Here is a 21,067-nt window from a genome sequence, read left to right as displayed (position 1 = left end):
CCGGCACAGGAGTAACTTGTCGGATTGTCTACAAAGGGACTAAGGGCAGGCGATGGGACGTCGCGGCGCTTCGGTGACTTCCTCGCTGGGCTCGAGAGCGCGAGACCAGGAGTGAGATGAGCACACCCAGCGCCACCCAGAAAAATGTCGACCCGTCCGTTCTGCGCAAGGCCATCGGTGCCTCCGCGATCGGCAACGCCGTGGAGTGGTTTGACTACGGCATCTATGCCTATGGCACGACCTATATCGCGATGGCACTCTTTCCCGAGGACTCCACGAACGCGGTGCTCTTCACGCTTGTCGGGTTTGCGCTGTCCTTCCTCATCAGACCGCTCGGGGGGATCTTCTGGGGTCCACTCGGCGACAAGATCGGTCGCAAGAAGGTCCTGGCCCTGACCATCATCCTGATGGCCTCGGCGACCTTCTGCGTCGGTCTCATCCCGTCATACTCCACGATCGGCCTGGCGGCCCCGATCCTGCTCTATCTGCTGCGCATCATCCAGGGCTTCTCTACCGGCGGTGAGTATGGCGGGGCGGCCACCTTCATGGCGGAGTACGCTCCGGACCGCCGCCGTGGCTTCTACGGCAGCTTCCTGGAGTTCGGCACCCTCGCCGGCTTCAACGGTGGCGCCCTGCTGATGCTGGGCCTGATCACCTTCCTCGACGAGTCCGCGATGCAGTCCTGGGGGTGGCGCATCCCGTTCCTGGTCGCCGGCCCGCTCGGCCTGGTGGGGATGTACCTGCGCTCCCGCATCGAGGACACCCCGGTCTTCCGCGAGCTGGAGGAGCGGACCGAGGAGGCCGAGGTCGGTGCCATGACCAAGCTCAAGGAGGTCCTGAGCGACTACCTGCCGCAGGTCCTCAAGCTCTTCGGCCTGGTCATCGCGCTCAACGTGGTCAACTACACCCTGCTCAGCTATATGCCGACCTACCTGCGCAACACCATCGACCTGGGGCAGGAGGGGGCCCTCATCGTGCCGATCATCGGTCAGCTCATGATGATGGTCGTGCTGCCCTTCGTCGGTGCCCTCTCCGACCGGGTCGGACGCAAACCCATGTGGGCCGTCTCCCTCGTCGGGCTGGCCGTCCTCGCCATCCCGATGTTCCATCTGATGGGCACCGGCCTGACCGGGGCGATCGTCGGGTTTGCGGTCCTGGGGTTGCTGTACACCCCGCAGCTGGCCACCATCTCGGCGACCTTCCCAGCGATGTTCCCCACCCAGGTGCGGTTCGCGGCGCTGGCGCTGTCCTACAACGTGGCGACCTCGCTGTTCGGCGGCACCGCGCCGCTGGTTAACGAGGCGCTCATCGAGAACACCGGCGACCAGATGTGGCCCGCCTACTACATGATCATCGCCTGTGTCATCGGCCTGCTGGCGCTCTGGAAGGTCGTCGAGACCAAGGGGGTCTCGATCCGTGGCTCGGAGGTGCCCGGCACGCCGGAGGCCTTCGCCGAGCAGGAGGACCTGGCCAAGACCTGAGCAGGTCAGGCGAGCAGGTCAGGCGCCGCTGAGAACCGCGGCGACCGACTCCTCCCAGATGCCGACCGCCTCGACGACGTCCTGCTCGCCGACGACCAGGGCGGGGATGAAGCGCACGCACTGACCCCAGGCGCCGTTGTTGAGCAGGATGAGGCCGCGCTTGGCCGCCTCCTGCTGGACCGCAGCGGCCGTCTTGCCGTCGGGGGTGCCGCTCTCGTCGCGGAACTCGTTGGCGATCATCAGCCCGAGGCCGCGGACATCGGTGATCTGCGGGTGCTGGGCGGCGACGTCCTCCAGGGCCGACTTGAGCTGCTTGCCGCGGGTCGCGCTGTTCTCCACCAGGCCCTCCTCCTGGATGACGTCCAGGGTGGCCAGAGCTGCGGCGCAGGCCACGGCGTTCGCGCCATAGGTGCCGCCCTGCGAACCGGGCCATGCCTTCTCCATCAAGGCGTGGGACGCGGCGATGCCCGAGAGCGGGAAGCCGGAGGCGAGACCCTTGGCGGTGACCACGATGTCCGCGCGGGCGTCGAAGTGGTCGCCGCCCCAGAACTTGCCGGTCCGGCCCCAGCCGGTCTGCACCTCATCGACCACCAGCAGGATCCCGTGCTTGTCGGCGCGCTCGCGCAGCCCAGCGAAGAACTCGGTGCTGGCCGGCACATAACCGCCCTCGCCGAGCACCGGCTCCACCAGGAAGGCAGCGGTGTCCTCGGGGGAGGACAACGTCTGCAGGGTGTAGTCCAGCTGGCGCAGGGCGAACTCGGTCGTCTCCTCCTGGGGCCAGCCGAAGTGGCCGGGGTCCGGGAAGGGGGAGACCTGCACACCAGCCATCAGCGGAGCGAAGCCGGAGCGGAACTTGGTGCCGGAGGTGGTCAGCGAGGCCGCGGCCACGGTGCGGCCGTGAAATCCGCCGTGGAAGACGACGATATTGGGCCGGTGGGTGGCCTGTCGGGCCAGGCGCAGGGCCGCCTCGATCGCCTCGGACCCGGAGTTGGCGAAGAACATCCGATCCAGCCCCTCGGGCAGCACCTCACCGAGGCGGTCGACCAGCTTCAGCAGCGGCTCGTGCATGACCGTCGTGTACTGCCCGTGGATCAGCTTGCCGACCTGCTCCTGGGCGGCCGCGACGACCTTGGGGTGGCAGTGACCGGTGCTGGTGACCCCGATGCCGGCCGTGAAGTCCAGATAGCGACGATCGTCTGCGTCGAACAGGTAGACACCCTCGCCGCGGGTGGCGACGACAGGCGTAGCCTGCTTCAGAACAGGCGAAAGCTCGGCCATGATTCCTCCTCGGTTGCTGCCCTCTCACGCTCGCGGGGACGCTCGTCGCCAGCGTGTTAGATTGTCGACAATCAGCGTATCGCATGGCCCGGAAGAGAATGCGACCCGAGGGGGATGCCCCCTGGAAGGAGCCCCGAATGACTCACCACGAGGGTGCCCAGGTTGACCCACAGAACGTCCAGGATGCCGGTGCCGGGTCGGCGTCGGCCCTGACCGACCGGGAGGCTGCCGTGGTGGCAGCTGTCCCCAAGCAGCTGCTGACCGGTGGACAGTGGCGTGACGCCGAGGGAGGGGCCACCTTTGAGGTCCGCGACCCCTCCACCGGTGCCCTGTTGTGCGAGGTGGCCGATGCGACACCGGCCGATGGCGTCGCCGCCCTGGACGCGGCGGTGGCTGCGCAGGCGGAGTTCGCCGCCATGTCGCCACGGGATCGGGCGGACATCCTCACCCGGGCGTTTGAGCTGCTGCACGAACGGATCGATGACCTGGCCCTGCTGATGACGCTGGAGATGGGCAAGCCGCTCGCCGAGGCCAAGGGTGAGATCACCTATGCCGCAGAGTTCTTCCGGCATTTCGCCGGTGAGGCCACCCGGATCAGCGGTGGCTACCAGACCGCCCCCGCCGGGGGTGCGCGCTTCCTGATCGCCAAACAACCCGTGGGTCCCTGCCTGCTGATCACCCCGTGGAACTTCCCGATGGCAATGGGCACGCGCAAGATCGGTCCGGCGATCGCGGCGGGCTGCACCAGCGTGATCAAGCCCGCCCAGCAGACGCCGCTGTCCATGCTGGCCCTCGGCCAGATCCTCCTCGAGGCGGGACTGCCCGCCGGCGTGGTCAACATCGTGACCTGCCACAACTCCGGTGAGGTCATGGAGCCATTGATCCGCTCCGGCAAGGCTCGCAAGCTCTCCTTCACCGGCTCCACCAAGGTCGGCAAGATCCTGCTGGAGCAGAGCGCCGACAAGGTGCTGCGCACCTCGATGGAGCTCGGAGGCAACGCACCCTTCATCGTCTTTGAGGATGCCGACCTGGAGGAGGCGGTCGCGGGCGCGCTCGCGGCCAAGATGCGCAACATGGGCGAGGCCTGCACCGCGGCCAACCGCATCTATGTACACGAGTCGATCGCCGACGCCTTCGGTCAGCGCCTCGCTGAGCAGATGGGCGGTATGACGGTCGGTCGCGGCACGGAGGAGGGGGTCAAGGTCGGGCCACTCATCGACCAGGCGGCGCAGGACAAGGTGACCGAACTCGTGGCCGACGCGGTCGACCGCGGTGCGCAGGTGGTGACCGGTGGTTCCGCCCCGGAGGGGGAGGGCTACTTCTTCACCCCCACCGTGCTGACCGGGGTCTCACCTGACGCGCGGATGGGCAGCGAGGAGATCTTTGGTCCGGTGGCTGCGATCACGCCGTTCTCCACGGAGGAGGAGGTCGTCGCCGCAGCCAACGACACGCCATACGGCCTGGTGGCCTATGTCTTCACCAACGACCTGCGACGGTCCCTGCGGGTCGCCGAGACGCTGGAGACCGGCATGGTCGGCCTCAACCAGGGCGTCGTGTCCAACCCTGCGGCACCCTTTGGTGGGGTCAAGGAGTCGGGCCTGGGGCGTGAGGGCGGCGACACCGGCATCGAGGAGTTCCTGGAGACCAAGTACATCGGCGTGGCGCTGGCCTGAGGTTCCGGCACGCTGGTCTGAGCAGGCACGCACGCTCAGGGTGCAGGCGTGGTGCTGGCCTGAGTTTCCTGCGCGCTCGTCCGAGCAGGCACGCACGCTCAGGATGCAGGCCCGCAACAGGACTGCTAGACAGAGGGACTCGGCTCTGACGCGTCCTAGGAGGTGGGACCCGGTCGGGCCGCTGTGACGGCTGTCGTCAGGCGCTCGACCGCGTCCGCCATGTGCGCCACGAGCAGCCGGTCCGTGAGTGCTGCGTCACCGTCGACAAAGGACTGGGCGATGGCTCGGTGCTCCTCCACCCGCACCTGGTCCCCAGGGGTGTAGAGGGGGGTGAGGGCCGTGATGCACATCCGCGTCTCCGTGATCAGGATCTCGTGCATCCGGGACAGCCGCGGACTGGCCGCCCGGGCGACCAGGAGTTCGTGGAAGGAGACGTCCGCCTCGCTCTGCACCCGCTGGTCGCGGGTCCGGGCCATCCGGTCGATCACCTTCAGCAGCGCCTCGCCGCTGCCGACCGGGTCTGCCTGATGGATCTGCTCAGCGGCGGCGCGCTCGACGGCCTGCCGCGCGACATACATGTCACTGACTCGCTCCGGGGTCATCTCGATGACGAAGAGGCCGCGGTTGCGGATCGAGATCAGCAGGCCCTCGGCGGTGAGGCGCTGCAGTCCCTCCCGCAGCGGGCCGCGGCTCACGCCCAGCTCCTTGGCCAGGTTGGCTTCCCCCAGTTGCGCGCCCGGAGCGATCACCCCCGTGGCGATCGCCTCGCGCACGCGACCGGCGATCATGGCCGGCGTGGACTCCTGCCGCAACGGGTCCATCCGCGGTCGGTCGTTCACCGGTGATTCGGTCTTGGTGGTCATCGCAGATCAGTCTCCTCCGCCGCGGGTGAACAGGGTGCCGAGCGCGCTGATGTGAGGGATCGGGCCGAGGAGGTTGAGGCCCTGCCAGATCGTGACCTGGTTGGCGGTCAGGACCGGCACCCCGGCCGCCTGCTCGAGGGGCTCGATCCACTCCAGCGTGTGCATCGCGGTGTCCGGCACCAGGACTGCCTGTGCGCCTCCGGTCAGGTCAGCGCCGCGCACAATCGCCTCCACCTCGGCATACCCGAGCGTCCCGACCTCGGCCGCCGTCACGATGCCGTGGCTGCCCATCGCGGTCACCTGGATGCCGCCACGACCCAGGTAGGAGACGAACTCCTGCGCGACATCCTCAGGGTATGACGCAGCAACACTGACGCGGGTCAGGTCCAGTGAGCGACAGGCCTCCACGAAGGCGATCGAGGTCGAGGAGGTGGGTAACCCCGTGGCTTGTTCCAGCAGGGCGACCTGCTCGTGCGCACCCTCCCACCCGAAGACGAACGAGCCGGATGTGCAGGCCCACATGATCACGTCGGGGGAGTGCTCAGCGAGCAGGACGCGGGCGCCCTCGGCCAGGCGCTCTGGTCCGCCGAGGTCGAGCAGGGCATCGACACGATGGGCGTCCTCGCCGACCGAGGTATGCACGAGGGGCAGCTGCAGGTCGCCACCGATCCGCGCCTCCAGGGCAGGGAAGTCGTCCTCGGCGCTGTGGCCGGGATACAGCAGCCCGATGGACGGCATAGTTCTCCTCTTGGTGGATTGTCGACAATAATAGGGGACTTTGCTCCGGACGTGGGTTCGACGATTGTCCACGGGTCAACCTGTGCTCTGTCGAGGCTCTGGGCGGTCGTGGTTGGTAGCGGTTTGCACGGGAAGCGTGCTCGCTCGTTTGTGGTGTTTGTGCTGGTCAGGGCATTGTCAGTGGTGGGTGGTTAGATCATCTGTATGAAGTCATCGGGAGTCGACACCACGGCCGGGCAGGACCTGGCCGGTGTCGACCTGCCCGGTGTCGACCTGCCCGGTAGCGACCTGCCCGGTAGCGACCTGCCCGGTAGTGACCTGCCCGGGGCTGAGGGCGAGGTGGTGGCGGGGTTCGGGGCGTGGGAGGCGGCGGTGCGCACCGACCTCGGTGAGGCTGGTGATCCGGAGAGTGCGCAGTTCTGGGCGTTGGTCGCCCAGATCGACCAGGCCGAAGCCGAAGCCGATGCCGGCGCTGATGGCGGCTTGGTGGGTGGGGGTCGGTGGGTGGACCCGGCCCAGGAACTGATGGTTGGGTTGGCCGGGGCCGGTGCCAACCTCGCCCGAGCCTCCGCGGTGGACGCTGAGGACCTGGTGCGGGTCTTCGAGCCCGGGATCGTCTCCGCCCTGGAAACGGTCGGGCGGGTCCGGGCACAGGTCGAGGGCCTGGGGTTCGCCCTGGCCGTGGAGGCCTCCACCCGAGGGCTACCCACCCAGGTCGGGTTGACGTTGGGCGAGTGGCTGCGGGTGCGCTGCCCGTGGATCTCGCGCCAGGAAGGCGCACAGATCGCCGACATCGTCCGGGCCGGGAAAACACCCTGGGGCACCCAGCTGGGCGCTGACGTCGCAGCCGGGATCACCCCGGTGCGGCGGGCGTGGCGGGTGGCCAAGACCATGTTCCGCCTCGCCGGATGCCTCCAGGTCGACCAACAGATCGACTACGCCCAGATCGCCACCAGCGCCGCAGCCAACCCCGACATCACCGACCCCGAGCTGGAACTGGTCTGCAAGAAACTGCTGATCGACCTGCTCGACAAAAAACCACGCGAAGACGCCAAACGGTTCGCACACGAGCTGCGGTGCGTCTCCCGCCGCCCGCTAGCCACCGGACTGACCCGCTTGACCATCGACGCCCCCGACGCCGACGCCGCCCTGCTCGAAGGAGTCCTCAACGGACCCCTGGCCGCACCCGCCCCGGCCCAGGACGGCACCGCCGACCAACGGTCCTGGGGACAACGGGCCTACGACGCCCTCATTATGGTCATCAACCGCGGCATGTCCAACCCCGGTTCCCCACCCTCCAGTGGGCGGGCCTCGGTGATGATCACCATCAAGGCCGACCCGACCACCGGCAAACCCGTCGGTGCCGGCGTCACCGCCCTGGGACAGATCCTCGACCCCGAACAAGTCGGACGCTTCGCCTGCACCGGAGACGTCACCCCCATCGCCCTCGGCGACTATGGCGAACCCCTCTACCTGGGCCGCACCGTGCGGCTAGCGACCCCGGGACAGTTCAAAGCCCTCCTCGTGCGCGACGGCGGGTGCACCTTCGCCGGATGCACCGTGCCCGGCACCTACTGCGACGCCCACCACCTCGCCTGGTGGTCCCGCGAAGGCGGCACCGACATCCTCAACCTCGTCCTACTCTGCCCACGACACCACACCCTCGTCCACGACAAAGACCTCACCGCCACCATCCGAGGATCCAACGTCACCTGGCACCTCTAACCACCACGCCCCACAGCCCGGCCCCACCAGCCGGGCCACAAGCACGCGCCCAGGGCCGCCATTGGCAGGCAGATCCTGGCCGGCACCCCAGACGCCGCCATGGCCGACCCGATCGTTCAGAGCGCCTACCTGGTGGGCACCATGAGGTCATCTCGTGCTCTCGTGCGTTGCCCGGTGTGCGGTGCCCACTCAGTCCCGCGGGCCGTCAGCGTGCGGCGATTCACCCAGCAGGCGGAGCGCGGTCAGGGCATAGACACGAGCCGCCACCACCAGGTCGTCGACAGCAACAGATTCGTCCGGGCGGTGAGCCTGGTCATTGACTGACCCTGGCCCCAGCACCAGCGTGGGGACACCGCCGTCACGGGCGATGAATCCGCCGTCGCACGCGGCTGTCCAGCCAGCCAGCCCCAGGTCCGGTCCACCGGACTCCTGCAGCGCCTGCTCGGTCACCGTGACGAACTGGTGCGCTGCGGCGGTCTCGAAGCCCGGCATCGACATCGGCATCGACATCTCGACGGTCAGCCCGTCATCGGCCAACCCGAGGGATCCGATCCTGGTGCGCACGTCGGCCAGCACCTGCTCCGCGTCCTCGCCGGGCAGCAACCGCCGGTCGGCGCTGATGAGCGCCTGGGCGGGCACGGTCGAGGTTCCCTGGCCACCGGAGAGCAGCCCGACGCTCCAGGTCGGTGGACCCACGAGGGGGTGGGCGTGCTCCTTCAGCTCGTCGTGCCAGCGGCGCAGGTCCTCCACGATGCGCGCCGCACCATAGATCGCGTTGCGCCCGTCGTCGGGTCGCCCCGAGTGGGCGGCCAGGCCGTGCACGGTGATCTCGACATAGCAGTCGCCCCGCGCCGCGATGATCGTCTGCAGATCTGTCGGCTCAGCGACGACGCACCCGAGAAAGGGCGGCCGGGGACCGGCATCGAGCTGAGCCATGTAGTGGCGGATGCCGAGACCGGTCTCCTCCTCGTCGACCAGTGCAGCCAGCTCGACCGGCCCGGACAGCTCCACGCCGGCCCGCCGCAGCGCGTCGAGGGCGATGACGCAGGCGGCCAGACCGCCCTTCATGTCAGCAGTGCCCCGACCATAGAGCCGTCCCTCCCGCAGGCCGGCCTCCCAGGGGCTGGCGCTCCATCCCTCGCCTGGGGGAACCACGTCGGTGTGACCGAGCAGCAGCAGACCTGGTCCGGCACCACCAGGCAGCTGGGCCGAGATGTTGGGGCGTCCGGGTGCGACCTCGGTGACCTCGATCCGCAGGCCGCGGGACCGGCACGCCTCGAGGAGCACCTGCGCGGTCGCCGCCTCCTCACCGGGTGGGTTGTGTCCGGGCGCCCGGACCAGCTCCTTGGTCAGGGCGACCAGGTCGTCCTGATCGATGAGTTCCAGGACTCGAGCCTCGTCCGGGGTGAGAGAGGGGCGGTCGTGGGTTGTCGGCATACGGGCGCTCAGGCCTGTGCGGCGAGCTGGTCCACCGCCCGGCGCAGCCGCGCCACGCCCTCGCGGATCCGGTCCGGCGGGGTCGAGGCGAAGCACAGGCGCAGGTCGTGGGGGAAGGCCTGGCTGGGGGAGAAGGCGTTGCCGGGGATGTAGGCAACCCCCTCGGCCAGGGCCACCGGGAACAACGCCTCGGTGAGCACCGGCTGCTCGAAGCTCACCCAGAGGAAGAAACCGCCCTCGGGGTCGGTCCACCGGGCGATGTCACCGAAGTGCTCGGTGAGGGACTCCTGCATGGCGACCTTGCGGCGGAGGTACTCCGCGCGCTGGGTGACTAGGTGCTCCTCCAGGTGACCACCGGCCAGGAAGCCGGCCACCAGACGCTGCGCCGGCAGGTTGGTGCACGTGTCCATCGCCTGCTTGGCGTTGATCAGCAGTTGTCCGAGCTCGGGAGCGGCGTCCACCCAGCCCACCCGCAGCCCGGGGGCGACGATCTTGGAGAAGGTGCGCACCGAGAAGACCAACGGGTCACCGCCGCCGAGCTCGCGCAGGGTGGGCAGTGGCTCGCCAGCAAAACGGAGCATGCCGTAGGGGTCGTCGTCGATGACGACGCTGCCCCAGCGGCGCGCCAGGTCCAACAGCCGGTGGCGTCGCTCGAGGGACATCGAGGCACCAGAGGGGTTCTGGAAGGTCGGGACGGTGTAGATCGCCTTGGGGGTGCGCCCGGCCGCCTCGACCTGTGACTCGAGTGAGTCCACGTCCAGGCCCGCGTGATCGACCGGCACCTCGAGCAGCTCGGCCTGGTAGGACAGGGCGGTGGCGCTGCCGTTGGTGTAGGTCGGTGACTCCACGACCACGAGGTCCCCGGGATCGACGAAGAGCTTGCACGCCAGGTCGAGACCCTGCATGCCGCCGGAGGTGATCGTCAACCGGTCGGAGGTCGTGGCGTCGCTGGTGCCCTCGAGCATGCTCAGCAGTGCCTCACGCAGGGCAGGGTCGCCCTCGGTGGCGGCATAGTCGAAGGCATCGGCCGCGTCTGGCCCGAGCGCCTGGGCGCCGATCTCGGACAGGATCTGGGTGGGCACCGCCTCGGCTGCGGGGCTGCCCATCGCGAAGCGCACGATGTCGTGGGTCTGGCTGGCCAGCAGCGAGGTGCTCGAGTCGATGACGGAGCCGACGAGGCCGGAGGCCCGCTCCGCAAGCGGCAGGGTCTGGGGCTGGGTGGTCATGGCGCCTTCCGTGGGTGGAGTGTGTATGTCGTGTGCTCAGGTCTTGATGGTCAGCCCACCAGGGACGTTGGTGAGTCGCTGCGGTCCGGTGGCCGTGACCAGGAGGGGCTCGGAGGTCTCGTAGCCCCACGTGCCCATCCACATGCCCAGGATGACGTGGAAGGCCATGCCGACCTCCAGCACGGTCTCCGAGCCATGGCGCAGGCTGACTGTCCGTTCGCCCCAGTCGGGTGGGTAGCCGATGCCGATGGAGTAGCCGATGCGGGACTCCTTGGTCAGCCCGTGCTTGGCGATCTCGCGGGTGAAGGCCGCATGGACCTCATGGGCGGTCCGCCCCGGACGCAGCTCCTCGAGCAGCGCGTCGCGGCCCTCGCTGACCGCGTCGGCACAGTCGACCAGGTGCTTGGGTGGGGGCCCCAGGCTCAGGGTGCGAGCCAACGGGGCGTGGTAGCGCTGATGGACCCCGGCGAGCTCGATGGTGGCCGCCTCCCCGGAGTGCATGACCCGGTCGCTCCAGGTCAGGTGGGGGGTGCCGGCGGTCGCCCCGGTGGGCAGCATCGGCACGATGGCCGGGTAGTCCCCGCCGAGACCGTTCAGGCCGGAGGTCTGGGCGCGCTGGATGTCGGCCACGATGTCGCACTGGCGCCGGCCCGGCTCGATCGCGCCGATCGCGGTGCGCATGGCGTGCTCGGCGATCCGTCCGGCGGTGCGGAGCATGTGCTGCTCGGCGGGGGACTTGACCAGGCGGACCCAGTTGATCAGCTCGGCGCTGTCGACGAGCTCGGCACCGGCCAGTCCCTCCTGCAGGGACAGATAGCCACGGGGGGAGAAGAAGTGCGCGTCGAGCTCGGCCGCGACCCGGCTGCCCGGGCCGGTCGGCAGCAGACCCAGCCCGACGGCGGTCTTGGTGACCCAGACCATCGGATGGGTGTCCGGACGGTGGACCAGCTCCTCGGGATAGCCGTGGATCTGGTGGGGTCCGAGGTCAGCGGTGTAGTGCGCGCCCTGCGCGTCCATCGCGCGCGCGAACAGGTGCGGTCCACCCTCGACCGGCACCACGAGGCACTGCGGGGTGTAGAACGACCACGCGTTGTAGCCGGTCAGGTAGTACATGTTGGCCGGATCGGTGACGACCAGTGCGGACAGCTCGCGAGTCGTCATCTCCGCCTGGACCCGCCGCAGTCGGGCTGCGAACTCACGTGGGGAGAAGGGCCTGCTGATCTCGGGGGAGACCCTCAGCCCGGTGATCGGTGCCGTCATGCAGGCGCTCCGTGGGTGGTGCGGTCCTCCGCGGTGGCGGGGCTCGCATCGTGCCCCAGGGGGGAGCGGCTCGCGGCTGCGTCGCGCGCTTCTGGTGCGAACAGAGGACCGTGCGTCAGCAACCGCTGGCCGGCGCCGACCGCGTCGATGCCGACGGCCCGCAGCGCCGCCCACATGGTGACCTGGTTGGCCGTCAGCACCGGGACGCCCAGCTCTGCCTCCAGCTCCGTGATGATGTCGAACGTGGGCAGGTTGGTGCAGGAGATGAAGACCGCGTCGCAGTCCGGGGTGAAGGTGCGGCGCACGATGTCGACAGTCACGGCATACGGCACGGTCCAGATCCGCCCCTCCAGGCCCAGGTGCCGGCTCCCGGTGACGGTGACCCCGGCCGCCTCGAGGAAGGTGCGCAGGCCCAGGCTGATGGTCGCGTCGTAGGGCGTGGCCAGGGCGACCCGGGCGACGCCTAGGTGCTGCATGGCCTGGACCAGCGCGCCGCTGGTGGTCACGGCCTGCGTGGCCCCGGCGGCCTCCATGGCGGCGACCAGGGCCTGCTCGCCGGTCGTGCCGCGGATGAAGCTCCCGGAGGTGCAGGCATAGGCGAAGGCGTCCGGCTGGATCGCCATCAGGTCCGCGGTGCAGCGGCTGACGACCTCGGGGTCTCCGATGACACAGGCCTGCTCCAGGGACACCGGGAGGGGCGCATAGGGGGTGCGGGTCAGGTGCAGTGTCACGCTGTCGGGGACCCAGCGCCACAGCTCCCGGTCCAGCGCGAAATCGTATGGCGCGATGACGCCGATCCCGACCATGCCAGTGGTGCTCATCTGCCCATGGTGCACTGAAATCACATTGTTGACAATCAGACACCACGATCCACTAGATTGGCCGCGTGTCCCGGTCCCGTCCCGTCATCGTCGTCCTGGGGGAGAGTGCCGACGACCGGCCCCCTTTTCTCGACGCGCTCGAGGGTCGAGCCGACCTGCGATTCACCGATGCTGCGGGTCTCGGCGAGGCTGTCCAGGGCGCTCAGGCGCTCTTCCTCTGGGACTTCTTCTCCACGGCGCTGTCCCAGGTCTGGGAGCACTGCGACGGGGTCGAGTGGATCCATGTCGCGGCGGCAGGGGTCGACAGTCTGCTCTTCGACGAGCTGCGCGACTCTGAGGTGACGGTGACCAATGCTCGGGGGACCTTCGACCGCCCGATCGCCGAGTTCGTCCTGGCCAGCGTCCTGGCCCAGGCCAAGCTCGTGCATGAGAGCTATCGGCTGCAGCAGCAGCACGTGTGGCGCCACCGCGAGACGCAGGGGTTGGCCGGCTCACGGGCCCTGGTGATCGGCACCGGTGCCATCGGGCGGGAGATCGCCCGCCTGTTGCGCGCCGTCGGCATGCAGGTGCGCGGCGCCGGCCGGACTGCCCGCGAGGGCGACCCGGACTTCGGCACGGTCGTCGCCAGCGCGGACCTGGCCTCCGAGGTGGGCTGGTGCGACCACCTGATCAACGCGGCGCCCCTGACACCGGCCACGACGGGACTCATCGACGCTGAGGTGCTCGCGGCCATGAAGGCGACCGCGCACCTGGTCAACATCGGGCGCGGGGCCAGCGTGGTGGAGGCAGACCTCGCCGCGGCACTGGCCGGCGGGCAGATCGCCGGTGCCTCCCTCGACGTCTTTGAGGTCGAGCCCCTGCCCGCCGACTCGCCGCTGTGGGAGGCGCCGGGGTGCGTCATCAGTGCCCACATGTCCGGTGACGTCGTCGGGTGGCGCGACACCCTGGCGAGGCAGTTCCTGGCCAACGCGGAGCGCTGGCTCGCCGATGAGCCCCTGGAGAACGTCGTGGACAAGCAGCTGGGCTATGTGCCAGGAGGAGCGCCGTGACCGGATCGGGACGTATGCCGCAGGGTCGGGACCTCTCGTTGTGTTCCGCCGAGGAGTTGGCGAGCGGCTTCCGTGTCGGGGAGTTCACCCCGGAGGACGCCGCCCGGGCGGCACTGGCGGCCATCGCCGTTCACAACGACACGGTCAACGCGATGGTCCTCGTCGACGAGGACGGTGCACTGACGGCGGCGCGCGAGTCGACCCAGCGGTGGGCGCGCGGCACGCCACTGAGCCCAACCGATGGCGTGCCGATGACGATCAAGGACCTGTTCCTGACCAGTGGGTGGCCGACGCTGCGCGGCAGCACCCTGACCGACCAGGACGGTCCATGGGAGACCGACGCGCCGTCTGTCGCGCGCCTGCGCGAGGCCGGTGCCGTCCTGCTCGGCAAGAACACCACGCCGGAGTTCGGCTGGAAGGGCGTCACCGACTCGATCCGCCAGGGGGCCACCGGCAACCCCTGGGGCGCCGGCCTGACCAGTGGCGGCTCCAGCGGCGGTGCCGCGACAGCGGTCGGACTGGGCATGGGCACCTGGTCGATCGGGACAGATGGCGGCGGGTCGGTCCGGATCCCCGCCTCGTTCACCGGGACTGTCGCCCTGAAGCCGACCTTCGGCCGGATCCCGCTCTTTCCGCCCAGTCCCTACGGCACGCTCTCGCACGCCGGCCCGATGACCCGCACGGTGCGCGATGCCGCGCTGCTGCTGGACATCATCGCCCAGCCCGACCCGCGGGACTGGGCGGCGCTGGACCGCCCGGCCAGCTCCTACCTGGAGGGGATCGAGGACGGCGTCGAGGGCCTGCGGATCGCCTACTCCCCGACGCTGAGCTATGGCACCAACGACCCAGAGGTTGAGGAGGCCGTCACCGCCGCCGCCCGGGTGTTCGCCGAGCTGGGCGCCCACGTCGAGCAGGTCGACCCGGACATCACCGACTGCGTCGACGCCTTCCACACCCTCTGGTTCACCGGTGCAGCTAAGGTCGTCGAGCACTATGGCGAGGGAGCCCTGGATCGCATCGACCCCCGTCTGCGGCAGGCTGTCATTGAGCTGGGCACGGACGTGTCGGCCTCCGATTACCTGGACGCTAGCGCGATCCGGATGGACCTCGGGGTGCGCATGGGAGCCTTCCACCAGCAGCACGACCTGCTGCTGACCCCGACGATGCCGATCGCGTCCTTCCCGGTGGGCCAGGACGCCCCCGACGGCTGGCCCTCGACGCTGTGGACGTCGTGGACGCCCTACACCTACCCGTTCAATATGACCCAGCAACCGGCACTGTCGGTGCCCTGCGGGTTCACCTCCGATGCCCGCCCGGTCGGTCTGCAGCTGGTGGGGCCACGGCACGCGGAGGCCCTGACGCTGCGCGCCGGTCGGGCCTACGAGCGGGCGACCGACTGGCACCTGGCCCGGCCCACGCTGCTGTCCTGACGGCTGCACTCACTCACGGAGGTTCCCATGGCCCGCTTCATCACCATCACCCTCGAGCAGCGCGGCGTGAGCTGCACGGCGCGGCTGCTGGACGAGGCCGCGCCGCGGACCGCCTCGGCCGTCTGGGACGCGCTGCCGCTGTCGGCGCCGGTCTTCCACGGCAAGTACGCGCGCAACGAGATCTATGGGCTCTATGAGCCGTTCGCCGAGCGCGACCCGGGCCGGGAGAACACCACGATCACCCCGATCCCCGGCGACCTCTGCTGGTTCACCTTCTCCGGGGACGACCTGGGCAACCCGGCCTATGGCTATGAGACCGAGGAGGAGCACCGGGCTGCCACCGGGATCATCGACCTGGCGATCTTCTATGGCCGCAACAACCTGCTGATCAATGGCGATCAGGGGTGGGTGCCGGGCAACGTCTTCGGCGAGATCACCGAGGGGCTGGCGGAGATGGCGGCGGCCTGCCAGGACGTGTGGATGGGCGGGGCGCGGGGTGAGACGCTGACCTTCGCGCGCTCCCACGAGGACTGAGCCTGCCCGGCCCGGAGGGGCGGCCCGACGACGCGGCCGGTGCCGCATCAGCTGTCGGTGCCGAGCACCTCGCCGGTCACGCTGATCAGCACCTCGATGTCGTCGCGCGAGTCGGTGTCGACGCTGACCTCCCAGTGGTGCGGGTTGCCGTCGTCCTCGCCCTCGAGCTCGGCGTCGTCGAGCACACCGCCGACCTCGGAGATGGCCAGTTCGATGGCGTCCTGCAGCGTGATCGTCGCCGCGTCCAGAGCAGCCCGGTCGTCGTCGTCCAGGTCGTCCTGCTCGGTCTCGAGCACCTCGGTGCCGTCCTTGCTGACGGTCACCTCGACGGAGTGGTCGTCGACGCGCACGTCGATCTCCCAGGTGCCGTCGTCGTCCAGGTCGTCGATCTCGTAGGCCGTCCCGCCGGTCTCGGCCTCGGCCGTGTCGATGGCGGCCAGGCCCAGGGCGGTCAGGTCGTCCGCCGCGCCGCCGGTCGCGTCAGCGGCGTCATCCGTGGCTGTGTCGTCGGTGGCGGTCTCGCCGGACCCGTCGTCGGCGGCGGTGTCGTCCGCCGCGTCATCCGTGGTCGTCTCGTCGGCGCCGGTTTCTGCCGGGGTGCTCGCGGAAGGGGCATCCGCGGGGGCGTCGGTGTCGGGCTCGCTGTCGCCACAGGCTGCCAGGCCGAGAGTCATGGTGAGAGCCAGAGCGGTGGTCAGGGTCAGTCGCTTTGAGTTCCTCATGGCATGAATTCTGGCAGGGCAAAGTGAGAGGCCTTCTCATGAAAAGGTTCTCATACTCTGCGGTATTGCGGCCGGGCGAGTGGTCGTCCGGTGCCCGTTGTCCAGGGGCCGCGGGTGGTGATGCTCAGGGCTCACGGGTGGTGATGACCGTGACGATCTCCGTGACGACCTCCGTGACAATCTCTGTGACGATCTCGGCCTGGCGCACCAGGAAGACGCGCTCGTCCAGTCTCTTGCGCCGCATCCACGTCGTGACCTCGGTGTTGCACTTGCTGGCGTTGCAGGAACCGCAGGCGGGCACGACGTTGGTGAGCGTGTAGCGCCCTCCACGAGACACCGGCAGCATGCAGTCCTTCTGGAGCCGGCCGTCACCATCGCCGCAGTACGCGCACCCGCCCCAGGCCCCGGTGAGCGCAGTCCACTGCTCGTCCGTCAGGTCGTGCTCCACCCTGGCCATCCGGGCCTTACGGCGGCGGGCGTAGACCACTGCTCGTCTGCGTGATGCCACGCGGTGAGGCTACCTCCGAAGCCCCACTCCGGGGGGTCCTGAATCAGTCGCGTGTCCAGGTGTGCAGGAGATAGCCGTAGCTGAGGTGCGTGCGATCCGGGTGGGCCCGCAGCCAGGTGCCGGCCACGTCGTCGGGAAACTCCAGGTGCAGCACCGCCTCGAGGTCTGCGCGAGAGTCGAACTCCCAGGAACTCATGACTGCGGTCGTGTGTCCACCCCTGCGCCTCCACCAGTCGCTGGCGTAGGTGTCCTGCCCCTGGCTGGCTGCCCAGAGGCTGGCCCGGAGGAGCTGTGCGAACTCTCCGTGCTCGGTGTCGTTGTCGATCACGACGAGGCTGCCACCGGGCCTGAGCACGCGCCCGACCTCGACCAGGCCCGGGGTGGGGTCGAAGTCCTGGTGCGGGAAGAAATAGGCGAAGCGGGCATGCACCACATCGACCGACGCATCCGGCAGCGGGAGGTGCTCGGCCGAGCCGTGTAGGACGCGGGCGTTCCCCGGCTGGTCCCCAGCCAGACCCAACAGCGAGGTGTCCGGCTCGACGCCGATGACTTCGGCCGCATCCTGGTAGCGCGGCAGCCAGAACCCCGATCCGCAGCCCAGGTCGAGCAGGACCCGGTCCTGCCACGGAGCCAGCTCCTGCAGTGCCGACCACAACTCACCGTGCCGGTCCATCGCGGCGTTCTCGACGTCATACAGCGCGGGGTTCGCGCCCTGGTTGCCGGATCGCACAAAGTCTGAGAGGTCCACGGGTCACATCCTGCGTCTGGAAGGACCGACCCCCAAACGGCAATGCGCGCTCGGTAGGCTCGCACGGTGAGCCAGGATCCCATCAGCCCCGAACTCCGTGCCGACGTGCGACGTGTGTCCACCCTGCTCGGCCAGTCCCTCGTGCGCCACCACGGGCAGGAGCTCCTGGACCGGGTCGAGGAGGTGCGCCTGCAGACCAAGGCCGGCCAGGCCGGCGACGAGGCGGCCGCCGCGCAGGTGCGAGAGCTCCTCGGCAGCCTGCCCCTGGAGGTGGCGACTGACCTGGTGCGGGCCTTCGCGGCATACTTCCACCTCGCCAACGCCGCCGAGCAGGTGCACCGGGTGCGCTCGTTGACGGACCGCCCGGAGGACCAGGGGTGGCTGCAGACCACGATCACGGCCATCGCCGAGGCGGGTGGTGCCGAGCTGCTCACCGACGTCATGGGTGAGCTCGACGTGCGGCCGGTCTTCACCGCCCACCCCACGGAGGCGAGCCGCCGCTCGGTGCTGACCAAGATCCGCCGGCTGTCCGATGAGCTCGCGGTGACCACCGAGGCCGGCAGCGTCGCGCGGCGCCGCCAGGACCGACGGCTGGCCGAGCTGGTCGACCTGATCTGGCAGACCGACGAGCTGCGCCAGAACCGGCCCACGCCGATGGACGAGGCGCGCAACGCGATGTACTACCTGGACGAGGTGCTCGCCGAGACCGTCCCTGACCTGCTGGGTGACCTGGGGGATCTGCTCGCCCAGCACGGGGTCGCGGTCGACCGGCGGCATCCGCCGGTGCGCTTCGGCACCTGGATCGGCGGCGACCGCGACGGCAACCCCTTTGTCACCCCGCAGGTCACGGCCGAGGTGCTCGAGCTGCAGCATCAGCACGCGATCCGGCTCGCCCTCGGGATGGTCGACGTGCTGGCCTCCCGCCTGTCCAGCTCGACGGTGATCGTCGACGTCGAGCCTGAGCTGGAGGCCTCGCTGGCCAAGGACCTGGAGCACCTGCCCGGTCTGGACCCGCGGGTCAAGGAGCTCAACGCCGCCGAGCCCTACCGGCTGAAGCTGACCTGCATCAAAGCCAAGTTGATGAACACCCGGAAGCGGGTGAACGCCGGCTCGCCCCACGAGCCGGGTCGGGACTATGCCACCACCAGCGAGCTGCTCGATGACCTGGACCTGGTCGCCGACTCGATGCGCCGCAACGGTGGTGAGCTGATCGCCGACGGACCCCTGGCCCGGGTCACCCAGACCCTGGCTGGCTCCGGCCTGCACCTGGCCACCCTGGATGTGCGGGAGCACGCCGAGCACCACCACGCCGCTGTGGGGGAGATGCTGGACGCGGTGGGCGGCCTCTACAAGCCGTATGCCGACACCAGCCGGGGCGAGCGCCTCGCCATCCTCTCCGCCGAGCTGGCCTCCCCGCGTCCGTTGCTGACCCCGTCCGCCCCACGTGTCCGCACGCTTGCCGTCTTCGACGAGATCCGCACCGCGGTCGCGACCTATGGGCCCGAGGTCATCGAGACCTACATTATCTCGATGACGCAGGGACCGGACGACATCCTGGCCGCGGCGGTCCTGGCCCGCGAGGCCGGACTGCTCGACGTGCACGGGGCTGCTGAGGGGCAGGACGCCTTCTCACACATCGGTTTTGCGCCGCTGCTGGAGACCGTCGACGAGCTGCGCGGCGCCGCCGAGCTCGTCGACGCGCTCTTGAGCACCCCGGCCTACCGCGAGCTGGTGCGCCTGCGCGGGGACGTGCAGGAGGTGATGCTCGGCTACTCCGACTCCAACAAGCAGTCCGGCGTGCTGACCAGCCAGTGGAGCATCCACCAGGCGCAGCGGGCGCTGCGCGACGTCGCCGCCAAGCACGGGGTGCGGCTGCGGCTGTTCCACGGCCGTGGCGGCTCGGTCGGTCGCGGTGGTGGCCCGACCTACGAGGCGATCATGGCCCAGCCGCACGGGGTGCTGGAGGGGGAGATCAAGTTCACCGAGCAGGGTGAGGTCATCTCCGACAAGTACTCCCTGCCGGCCCTGGCCAAGGAGAACCTCGAGCTGTCCCTCGCCGCGGTGCTGCGTGCCTCGGCCCTGCACCGTGACGCCCGCTCGACCGCCGAGCAGCTGCAGCGTTGGGGCGCCGTGATGGACTCCGCCTCCGACGCGGCCTACCGCGCCTATCAGGACTTGATCGACGATCCTGACCTGCCGGCATACTTCGTCGCCGCCACCCCGGTGGACCAGCTCGGGGCGCTCAACATCGGCTCCCGGCCCAGCAAGCGCCCGGACGCGGGCAAGGGGCTGGAGGGGCTGCGGGCGATCCCCTGGGTGTTCGGGTGGACGCAGACCCGGCAGATCATCCCGGGGTGGTATGGCGTGGGGTCCGGTCTGCGGGCCGTGCGCGAGGCCGGTCACGGGGAGACCCTGCGGGAGATGATGGAGCACTGGCACTTCTTCCGCGCCGTGGTCTCCAACGTCGAGATGACGATCGCCAAGACCGACCTGGACATCGCGGCGCTCTATGTCGAGACGCTCGTTCCCACCGAGCTGCGCCACCTCTTCGAGGACATCCGGGCCGAGTTCGAGCTCACCGTCGCCGAGCTGCGTGCCCTCACCGGGGAGGAGGACCTCCTCGATGACCAGCCGGTGCTGAAGCGGTCCCTGGCTGTGCGCGACCAGTACCTCGACCCGATTTCCTACCTGCAGGTGGAGCTGCTGCGGCGGTTGCGCGAGGACGACGGCGGCGGGGACCAGGTTGAGGAGCTGCAGCGTGCGCTGCTGATCACGGTCAACGGTGTTGCCGCAGGCCTGCGCAACACCGGCTGAGCCGCCCCCCGCACTTCGGCCGAGCCCGTGGGGTGGCGCTCCGGGACCTGACCCAGCGACCGGTGGACACGTGACGTCGACCTGTCACAGTGGAGGGAACTGAACAGACCAGGACCCACGGGAGGCACGTCATGAGCCAAGACTTTGCGGTCGGCGACCACATCGCGATGCACGAGGGCGACGCCCTGCACAGGGTGGACTGACCCGGCCGATGACGCACGCGCGGGAGATGTGGACAATCGGGCACTGGACCTGTCCGATCCCGACCTTCCTGGAGCCCCTGGACGCAGCGCGCATCGACCTGCTCGTCGATGTGCGGGCCCACCCCGGTTCGCGCCGCAACCCGCAGTTCGGCAGCGCCGAGATGGCGCAGTGGCTTCCGGAGCACGGCGTCGACTACCGCCACCTCCCGGCACTCGCCGGTCGGCGGCGCAGTCAGCCCGACATCGACCCCAGCATCAACGCAGGGTGGCAGAACGCCAGCTTCAAGAACTACGCCGACTACACGCTCACCGACGCCTTCCGTGATGGCTTGGCTGACCTCACCGAGCTCGGCCAGGCCCGTCGGGTGGCGATCATGTGCGGTGAGCCGATGCCCTGGCGGTGCCACCGCCTGCTCATCTCCAACGCTCTCACCGCCCAGGGGTGGACCGTGCGCCACCTGGTCGCCGGTGGCCCGACCCGTGAGCACGTCCTCGGGCAGTGGGGGGCGACCCCGACGGTGCACGACGGGCACGTCACCTATCCGGACCAGCCCTAG

The 21,067-nt window shown here is 69.5% G+C and carries 18 protein-coding genes; 8 read left to right on the top strand and 10 right to left on the bottom strand.

What is annotated here, in order from left to right:
• Nucleotides 1–116 precede the first annotated feature (116 nt).
• Entirely contained in the window at nucleotides 117–1,481 is a 1,365-nt protein-coding gene (locus FNH13_RS14150; protein WP_143784015.1) for an MFS transporter, read from the top strand.
• 18 nt (nucleotides 1,482–1,499) lie between these two features.
• Here FNH13_RS14150 and FNH13_RS14145 read toward each other — a convergent pair whose 3' ends face one another.
• Nucleotides 1,500–2,759 (bottom strand): aspartate aminotransferase family protein, encoded by a 1,260-nt coding sequence (locus FNH13_RS14145; protein WP_143784014.1) that lies wholly within the window; start codon nucleotides 2,757–2,759, stop codon nucleotides 1,500–1,502.
• A 137-nt stretch (nucleotides 2,760–2,896) separates the two neighbouring features.
• Here FNH13_RS14145 and FNH13_RS14140 point away from each other — a divergent pair, with 137 nt between their 5' ends.
• Complete coding sequence (locus FNH13_RS14140; protein WP_165700124.1) at nucleotides 2,897–4,432, top strand: NAD-dependent succinate-semialdehyde dehydrogenase; 1,536 nt, start codon at nucleotides 2,897–2,899, stop codon at nucleotides 4,430–4,432.
• A 155-nt stretch (nucleotides 4,433–4,587) separates the two neighbouring features.
• On the opposite strand, the gene FNH13_RS14135 is transcribed toward FNH13_RS14140, so the two are convergent.
• Together FNH13_RS14135 and FNH13_RS14130 are read right to left on the bottom strand one after the other, a co-directional pair.
• Nucleotides 4,588–5,295, bottom strand: a complete 708-nt coding sequence (locus FNH13_RS14135) for a GntR family transcriptional regulator (RefSeq protein WP_228266416.1) — start codon at nucleotides 5,293–5,295, stop codon at nucleotides 4,588–4,590.
• Nucleotides 5,296–5,301: 6 nt separating this feature from the next.
• The gene (locus tag FNH13_RS14130; RefSeq protein ID WP_143784013.1) at nucleotides 5,302–6,033 is read right to left on the bottom strand and encodes a maleate cis-trans isomerase family protein; all 732 of its coding nucleotides are present in this window, start codon (nucleotides 6,031–6,033) and stop codon (nucleotides 5,302–5,304) included.
• Between the two features lie 204 nt (nucleotides 6,034–6,237).
• Between FNH13_RS14130 and FNH13_RS14125 the strand changes: the two genes are divergently transcribed.
• Nucleotides 6,238–7,758 (top strand): HNH endonuclease signature motif containing protein, encoded by a 1,521-nt coding sequence (locus FNH13_RS14125; RefSeq protein WP_143784012.1) that lies wholly within the window; start codon nucleotides 6,238–6,240, stop codon nucleotides 7,756–7,758.
• A 189-nt stretch (nucleotides 7,759–7,947) separates the two neighbouring features.
• On the opposite strand, the gene FNH13_RS14120 is transcribed toward FNH13_RS14125, so the two are convergent.
• From FNH13_RS14120 to FNH13_RS14105, 4 genes are read right to left on the bottom strand one after another with little or no spacing between them, the layout of a single operon-like run.
• Nucleotides 7,948–9,195, bottom strand: a complete 1,248-nt coding sequence (locus tag FNH13_RS14120) for a M20 family metallopeptidase (protein ID WP_143784011.1) — start codon at nucleotides 9,193–9,195, stop codon at nucleotides 7,948–7,950.
• An 8-nt stretch (nucleotides 9,196–9,203) separates the two neighbouring features.
• Nucleotides 9,204–10,421 (bottom strand): aminotransferase-like domain-containing protein, encoded by a 1,218-nt coding sequence (locus tag FNH13_RS14115; protein WP_143784010.1) that lies wholly within the window; start codon nucleotides 10,419–10,421, stop codon nucleotides 9,204–9,206.
• Between the two features lie 36 nt (nucleotides 10,422–10,457).
• Nucleotides 10,458–11,681: a M24 family metallopeptidase gene (locus FNH13_RS14110; RefSeq protein WP_143784009.1), complete on the bottom strand. Its 1,224-nt coding sequence runs from the start codon at nucleotides 11,679–11,681 to the stop codon at nucleotides 10,458–10,460.
• Nucleotides 11,678–12,502 (bottom strand): maleate cis-trans isomerase family protein, encoded by an 825-nt coding sequence (locus FNH13_RS14105; protein WP_165700123.1) that lies wholly within the window; start codon nucleotides 12,500–12,502, stop codon nucleotides 11,678–11,680. Before FNH13_RS14105 ends, FNH13_RS14110 begins: the two co-directional genes overlap by 4 nt.
• Before the next feature lie 65 nt (nucleotides 12,503–12,567).
• Here FNH13_RS14105 and FNH13_RS14100 point away from each other — a divergent pair, with 65 nt between their 5' ends.
• The 3 genes from FNH13_RS14100 to FNH13_RS14090 are packed head-to-tail and all read left to right on the top strand — an operon-like array spanning nucleotide 12,568 to nucleotide 15,515.
• Nucleotides 12,568–13,551: a D-2-hydroxyacid dehydrogenase gene (locus FNH13_RS14100; protein WP_228266415.1), complete on the top strand. Its 984-nt coding sequence runs from the start codon at nucleotides 12,568–12,570 to the stop codon at nucleotides 13,549–13,551.
• Complete coding sequence (locus tag FNH13_RS14095; protein ID WP_321169199.1) at nucleotides 13,548–14,981, top strand: amidase; 1,434 nt, start codon at nucleotides 13,548–13,550, stop codon at nucleotides 14,979–14,981. The genes FNH13_RS14100 and FNH13_RS14095 overlap by 4 nt, the downstream gene beginning before the upstream one ends.
• Before the next feature lie 27 nt (nucleotides 14,982–15,008).
• Nucleotides 15,009–15,515, top strand: a complete 507-nt coding sequence (locus tag FNH13_RS14090) for a DUF3830 family protein (protein WP_143784007.1) — start codon at nucleotides 15,009–15,011, stop codon at nucleotides 15,513–15,515.
• A gap of 47 nt (nucleotides 15,516–15,562) precedes the next feature.
• On the opposite strand, the gene FNH13_RS14085 is transcribed toward FNH13_RS14090, so the two are convergent.
• From FNH13_RS14085 to FNH13_RS14075, 3 genes are all read right to left on the bottom strand, one after another.
• Nucleotides 15,563–16,237 carry a PepSY domain-containing protein gene (locus FNH13_RS14085; RefSeq protein WP_143784006.1) on the bottom strand — a complete coding sequence of 225 codons (675 nt, stop codon included), beginning with the start codon at nucleotides 16,235–16,237 and terminating at the stop codon, nucleotides 15,563–15,565.
• Nucleotides 16,238–16,361: 124 nt separating this feature from the next.
• Nucleotides 16,362–16,745: an HNH endonuclease gene (locus FNH13_RS14080; protein ID WP_228266414.1), complete on the bottom strand. Its 384-nt coding sequence runs from the start codon at nucleotides 16,743–16,745 to the stop codon at nucleotides 16,362–16,364.
• 43 nt (nucleotides 16,746–16,788) lie between these two features.
• Nucleotides 16,789–17,493 carry a class I SAM-dependent methyltransferase gene (locus tag FNH13_RS14075; protein WP_228266413.1) on the bottom strand — a complete coding sequence of 235 codons (705 nt, stop codon included), beginning with the start codon at nucleotides 17,491–17,493 and terminating at the stop codon, nucleotides 16,789–16,791.
• A 66-nt stretch (nucleotides 17,494–17,559) separates the two neighbouring features.
• On the opposite strand from FNH13_RS14075, the gene ppc reads away from it, so the two are divergent.
• Together ppc and FNH13_RS14065 are read left to right on the top strand one after the other, a co-directional pair.
• The gene (gene ppc / locus FNH13_RS14070) at nucleotides 17,560–20,307 is read left to right on the top strand and encodes a phosphoenolpyruvate carboxylase (protein ID WP_143784005.1); all 2,748 of its coding nucleotides are present in this window, start codon (nucleotides 17,560–17,562) and stop codon (nucleotides 20,305–20,307) included.
• A gap of 211 nt (nucleotides 20,308–20,518) precedes the next feature.
• A complete protein-coding gene (locus FNH13_RS14065; RefSeq protein WP_143784004.1) occupies nucleotides 20,519–21,067 on the top strand; it encodes a DUF488 domain-containing protein in 549 nt (182 codons plus the stop codon).

It is taken from the genome of Ornithinimicrobium ciconiae (assembly GCF_007197575.1).
Taxonomy (GTDB): Bacteria; Actinomycetota; Actinomycetes; order Actinomycetales; family Dermatophilaceae; genus Ornithinicoccus; species Ornithinicoccus ciconiae.
The sequence above is the reverse complement of the archived record's forward strand: the minus strand, read 5'-3'. Positions and strand labels throughout refer to the sequence as shown.

What these genes read in the sequence shown, in the direction of transcription:
- FNH13_RS14150 (WP_143784015.1), top strand. Translation starts at nt 117, where the DNA reads ATGAGCACACCCAGCGCCACCCAGAAAAATGTCGACCCGTCCGTTCTG.
- FNH13_RS14145 (WP_143784014.1), bottom strand. Translation starts at nt 2,759, where the DNA reads ATGGCCGAGCTTTCGCCTGTTCTGAAGCAGGCTACGCCTGTCGTCGCC.
- FNH13_RS14140 (WP_165700124.1), top strand. Translation starts at nt 2,897, where the DNA reads ATGACTCACCACGAGGGTGCCCAGGTTGACCCACAGAACGTCCAGGAT.
- FNH13_RS14135 (WP_228266416.1), bottom strand. Translation starts at nt 5,295, where the DNA reads ATGACCACCAAGACCGAATCACCGGTGAACGACCGACCGCGGATGGAC.
- FNH13_RS14130 (WP_143784013.1), bottom strand. Translation starts at nt 6,033, where the DNA reads ATGCCGTCCATCGGGCTGCTGTATCCCGGCCACAGCGCCGAGGACGAC.
- FNH13_RS14125 (WP_143784012.1), top strand. Translation starts at nt 6,238, where the DNA reads ATGAAGTCATCGGGAGTCGACACCACGGCCGGGCAGGACCTGGCCGGT.
- FNH13_RS14120 (WP_143784011.1), bottom strand. Translation starts at nt 9,195, where the DNA reads ATGCCGACAACCCACGACCGCCCCTCTCTCACCCCGGACGAGGCTCGA.
- FNH13_RS14115 (WP_143784010.1), bottom strand. Translation starts at nt 10,421, where the DNA reads ATGACCACCCAGCCCCAGACCCTGCCGCTTGCGGAGCGGGCCTCCGGC.
- FNH13_RS14110 (WP_143784009.1), bottom strand. Translation starts at nt 11,681, where the DNA reads ATGACGGCACCGATCACCGGGCTGAGGGTCTCCCCCGAGATCAGCAGG.
- FNH13_RS14105 (WP_165700123.1), bottom strand. Translation starts at nt 12,502, where the DNA reads ATGAGCACCACTGGCATGGTCGGGATCGGCGTCATCGCGCCATACGAT.
- FNH13_RS14090 (WP_143784007.1), top strand. Translation starts at nt 15,009, where the DNA reads ATGGCCCGCTTCATCACCATCACCCTCGAGCAGCGCGGCGTGAGCTGC.
- FNH13_RS14085 (WP_143784006.1), bottom strand. Translation starts at nt 16,237, where the DNA reads ATGAGGAACTCAAAGCGACTGACCCTGACCACCGCTCTGGCTCTCACC.
- FNH13_RS14065 (WP_143784004.1), top strand. Translation starts at nt 20,519, where the DNA reads ATGACGCACGCGCGGGAGATGTGGACAATCGGGCACTGGACCTGTCCG.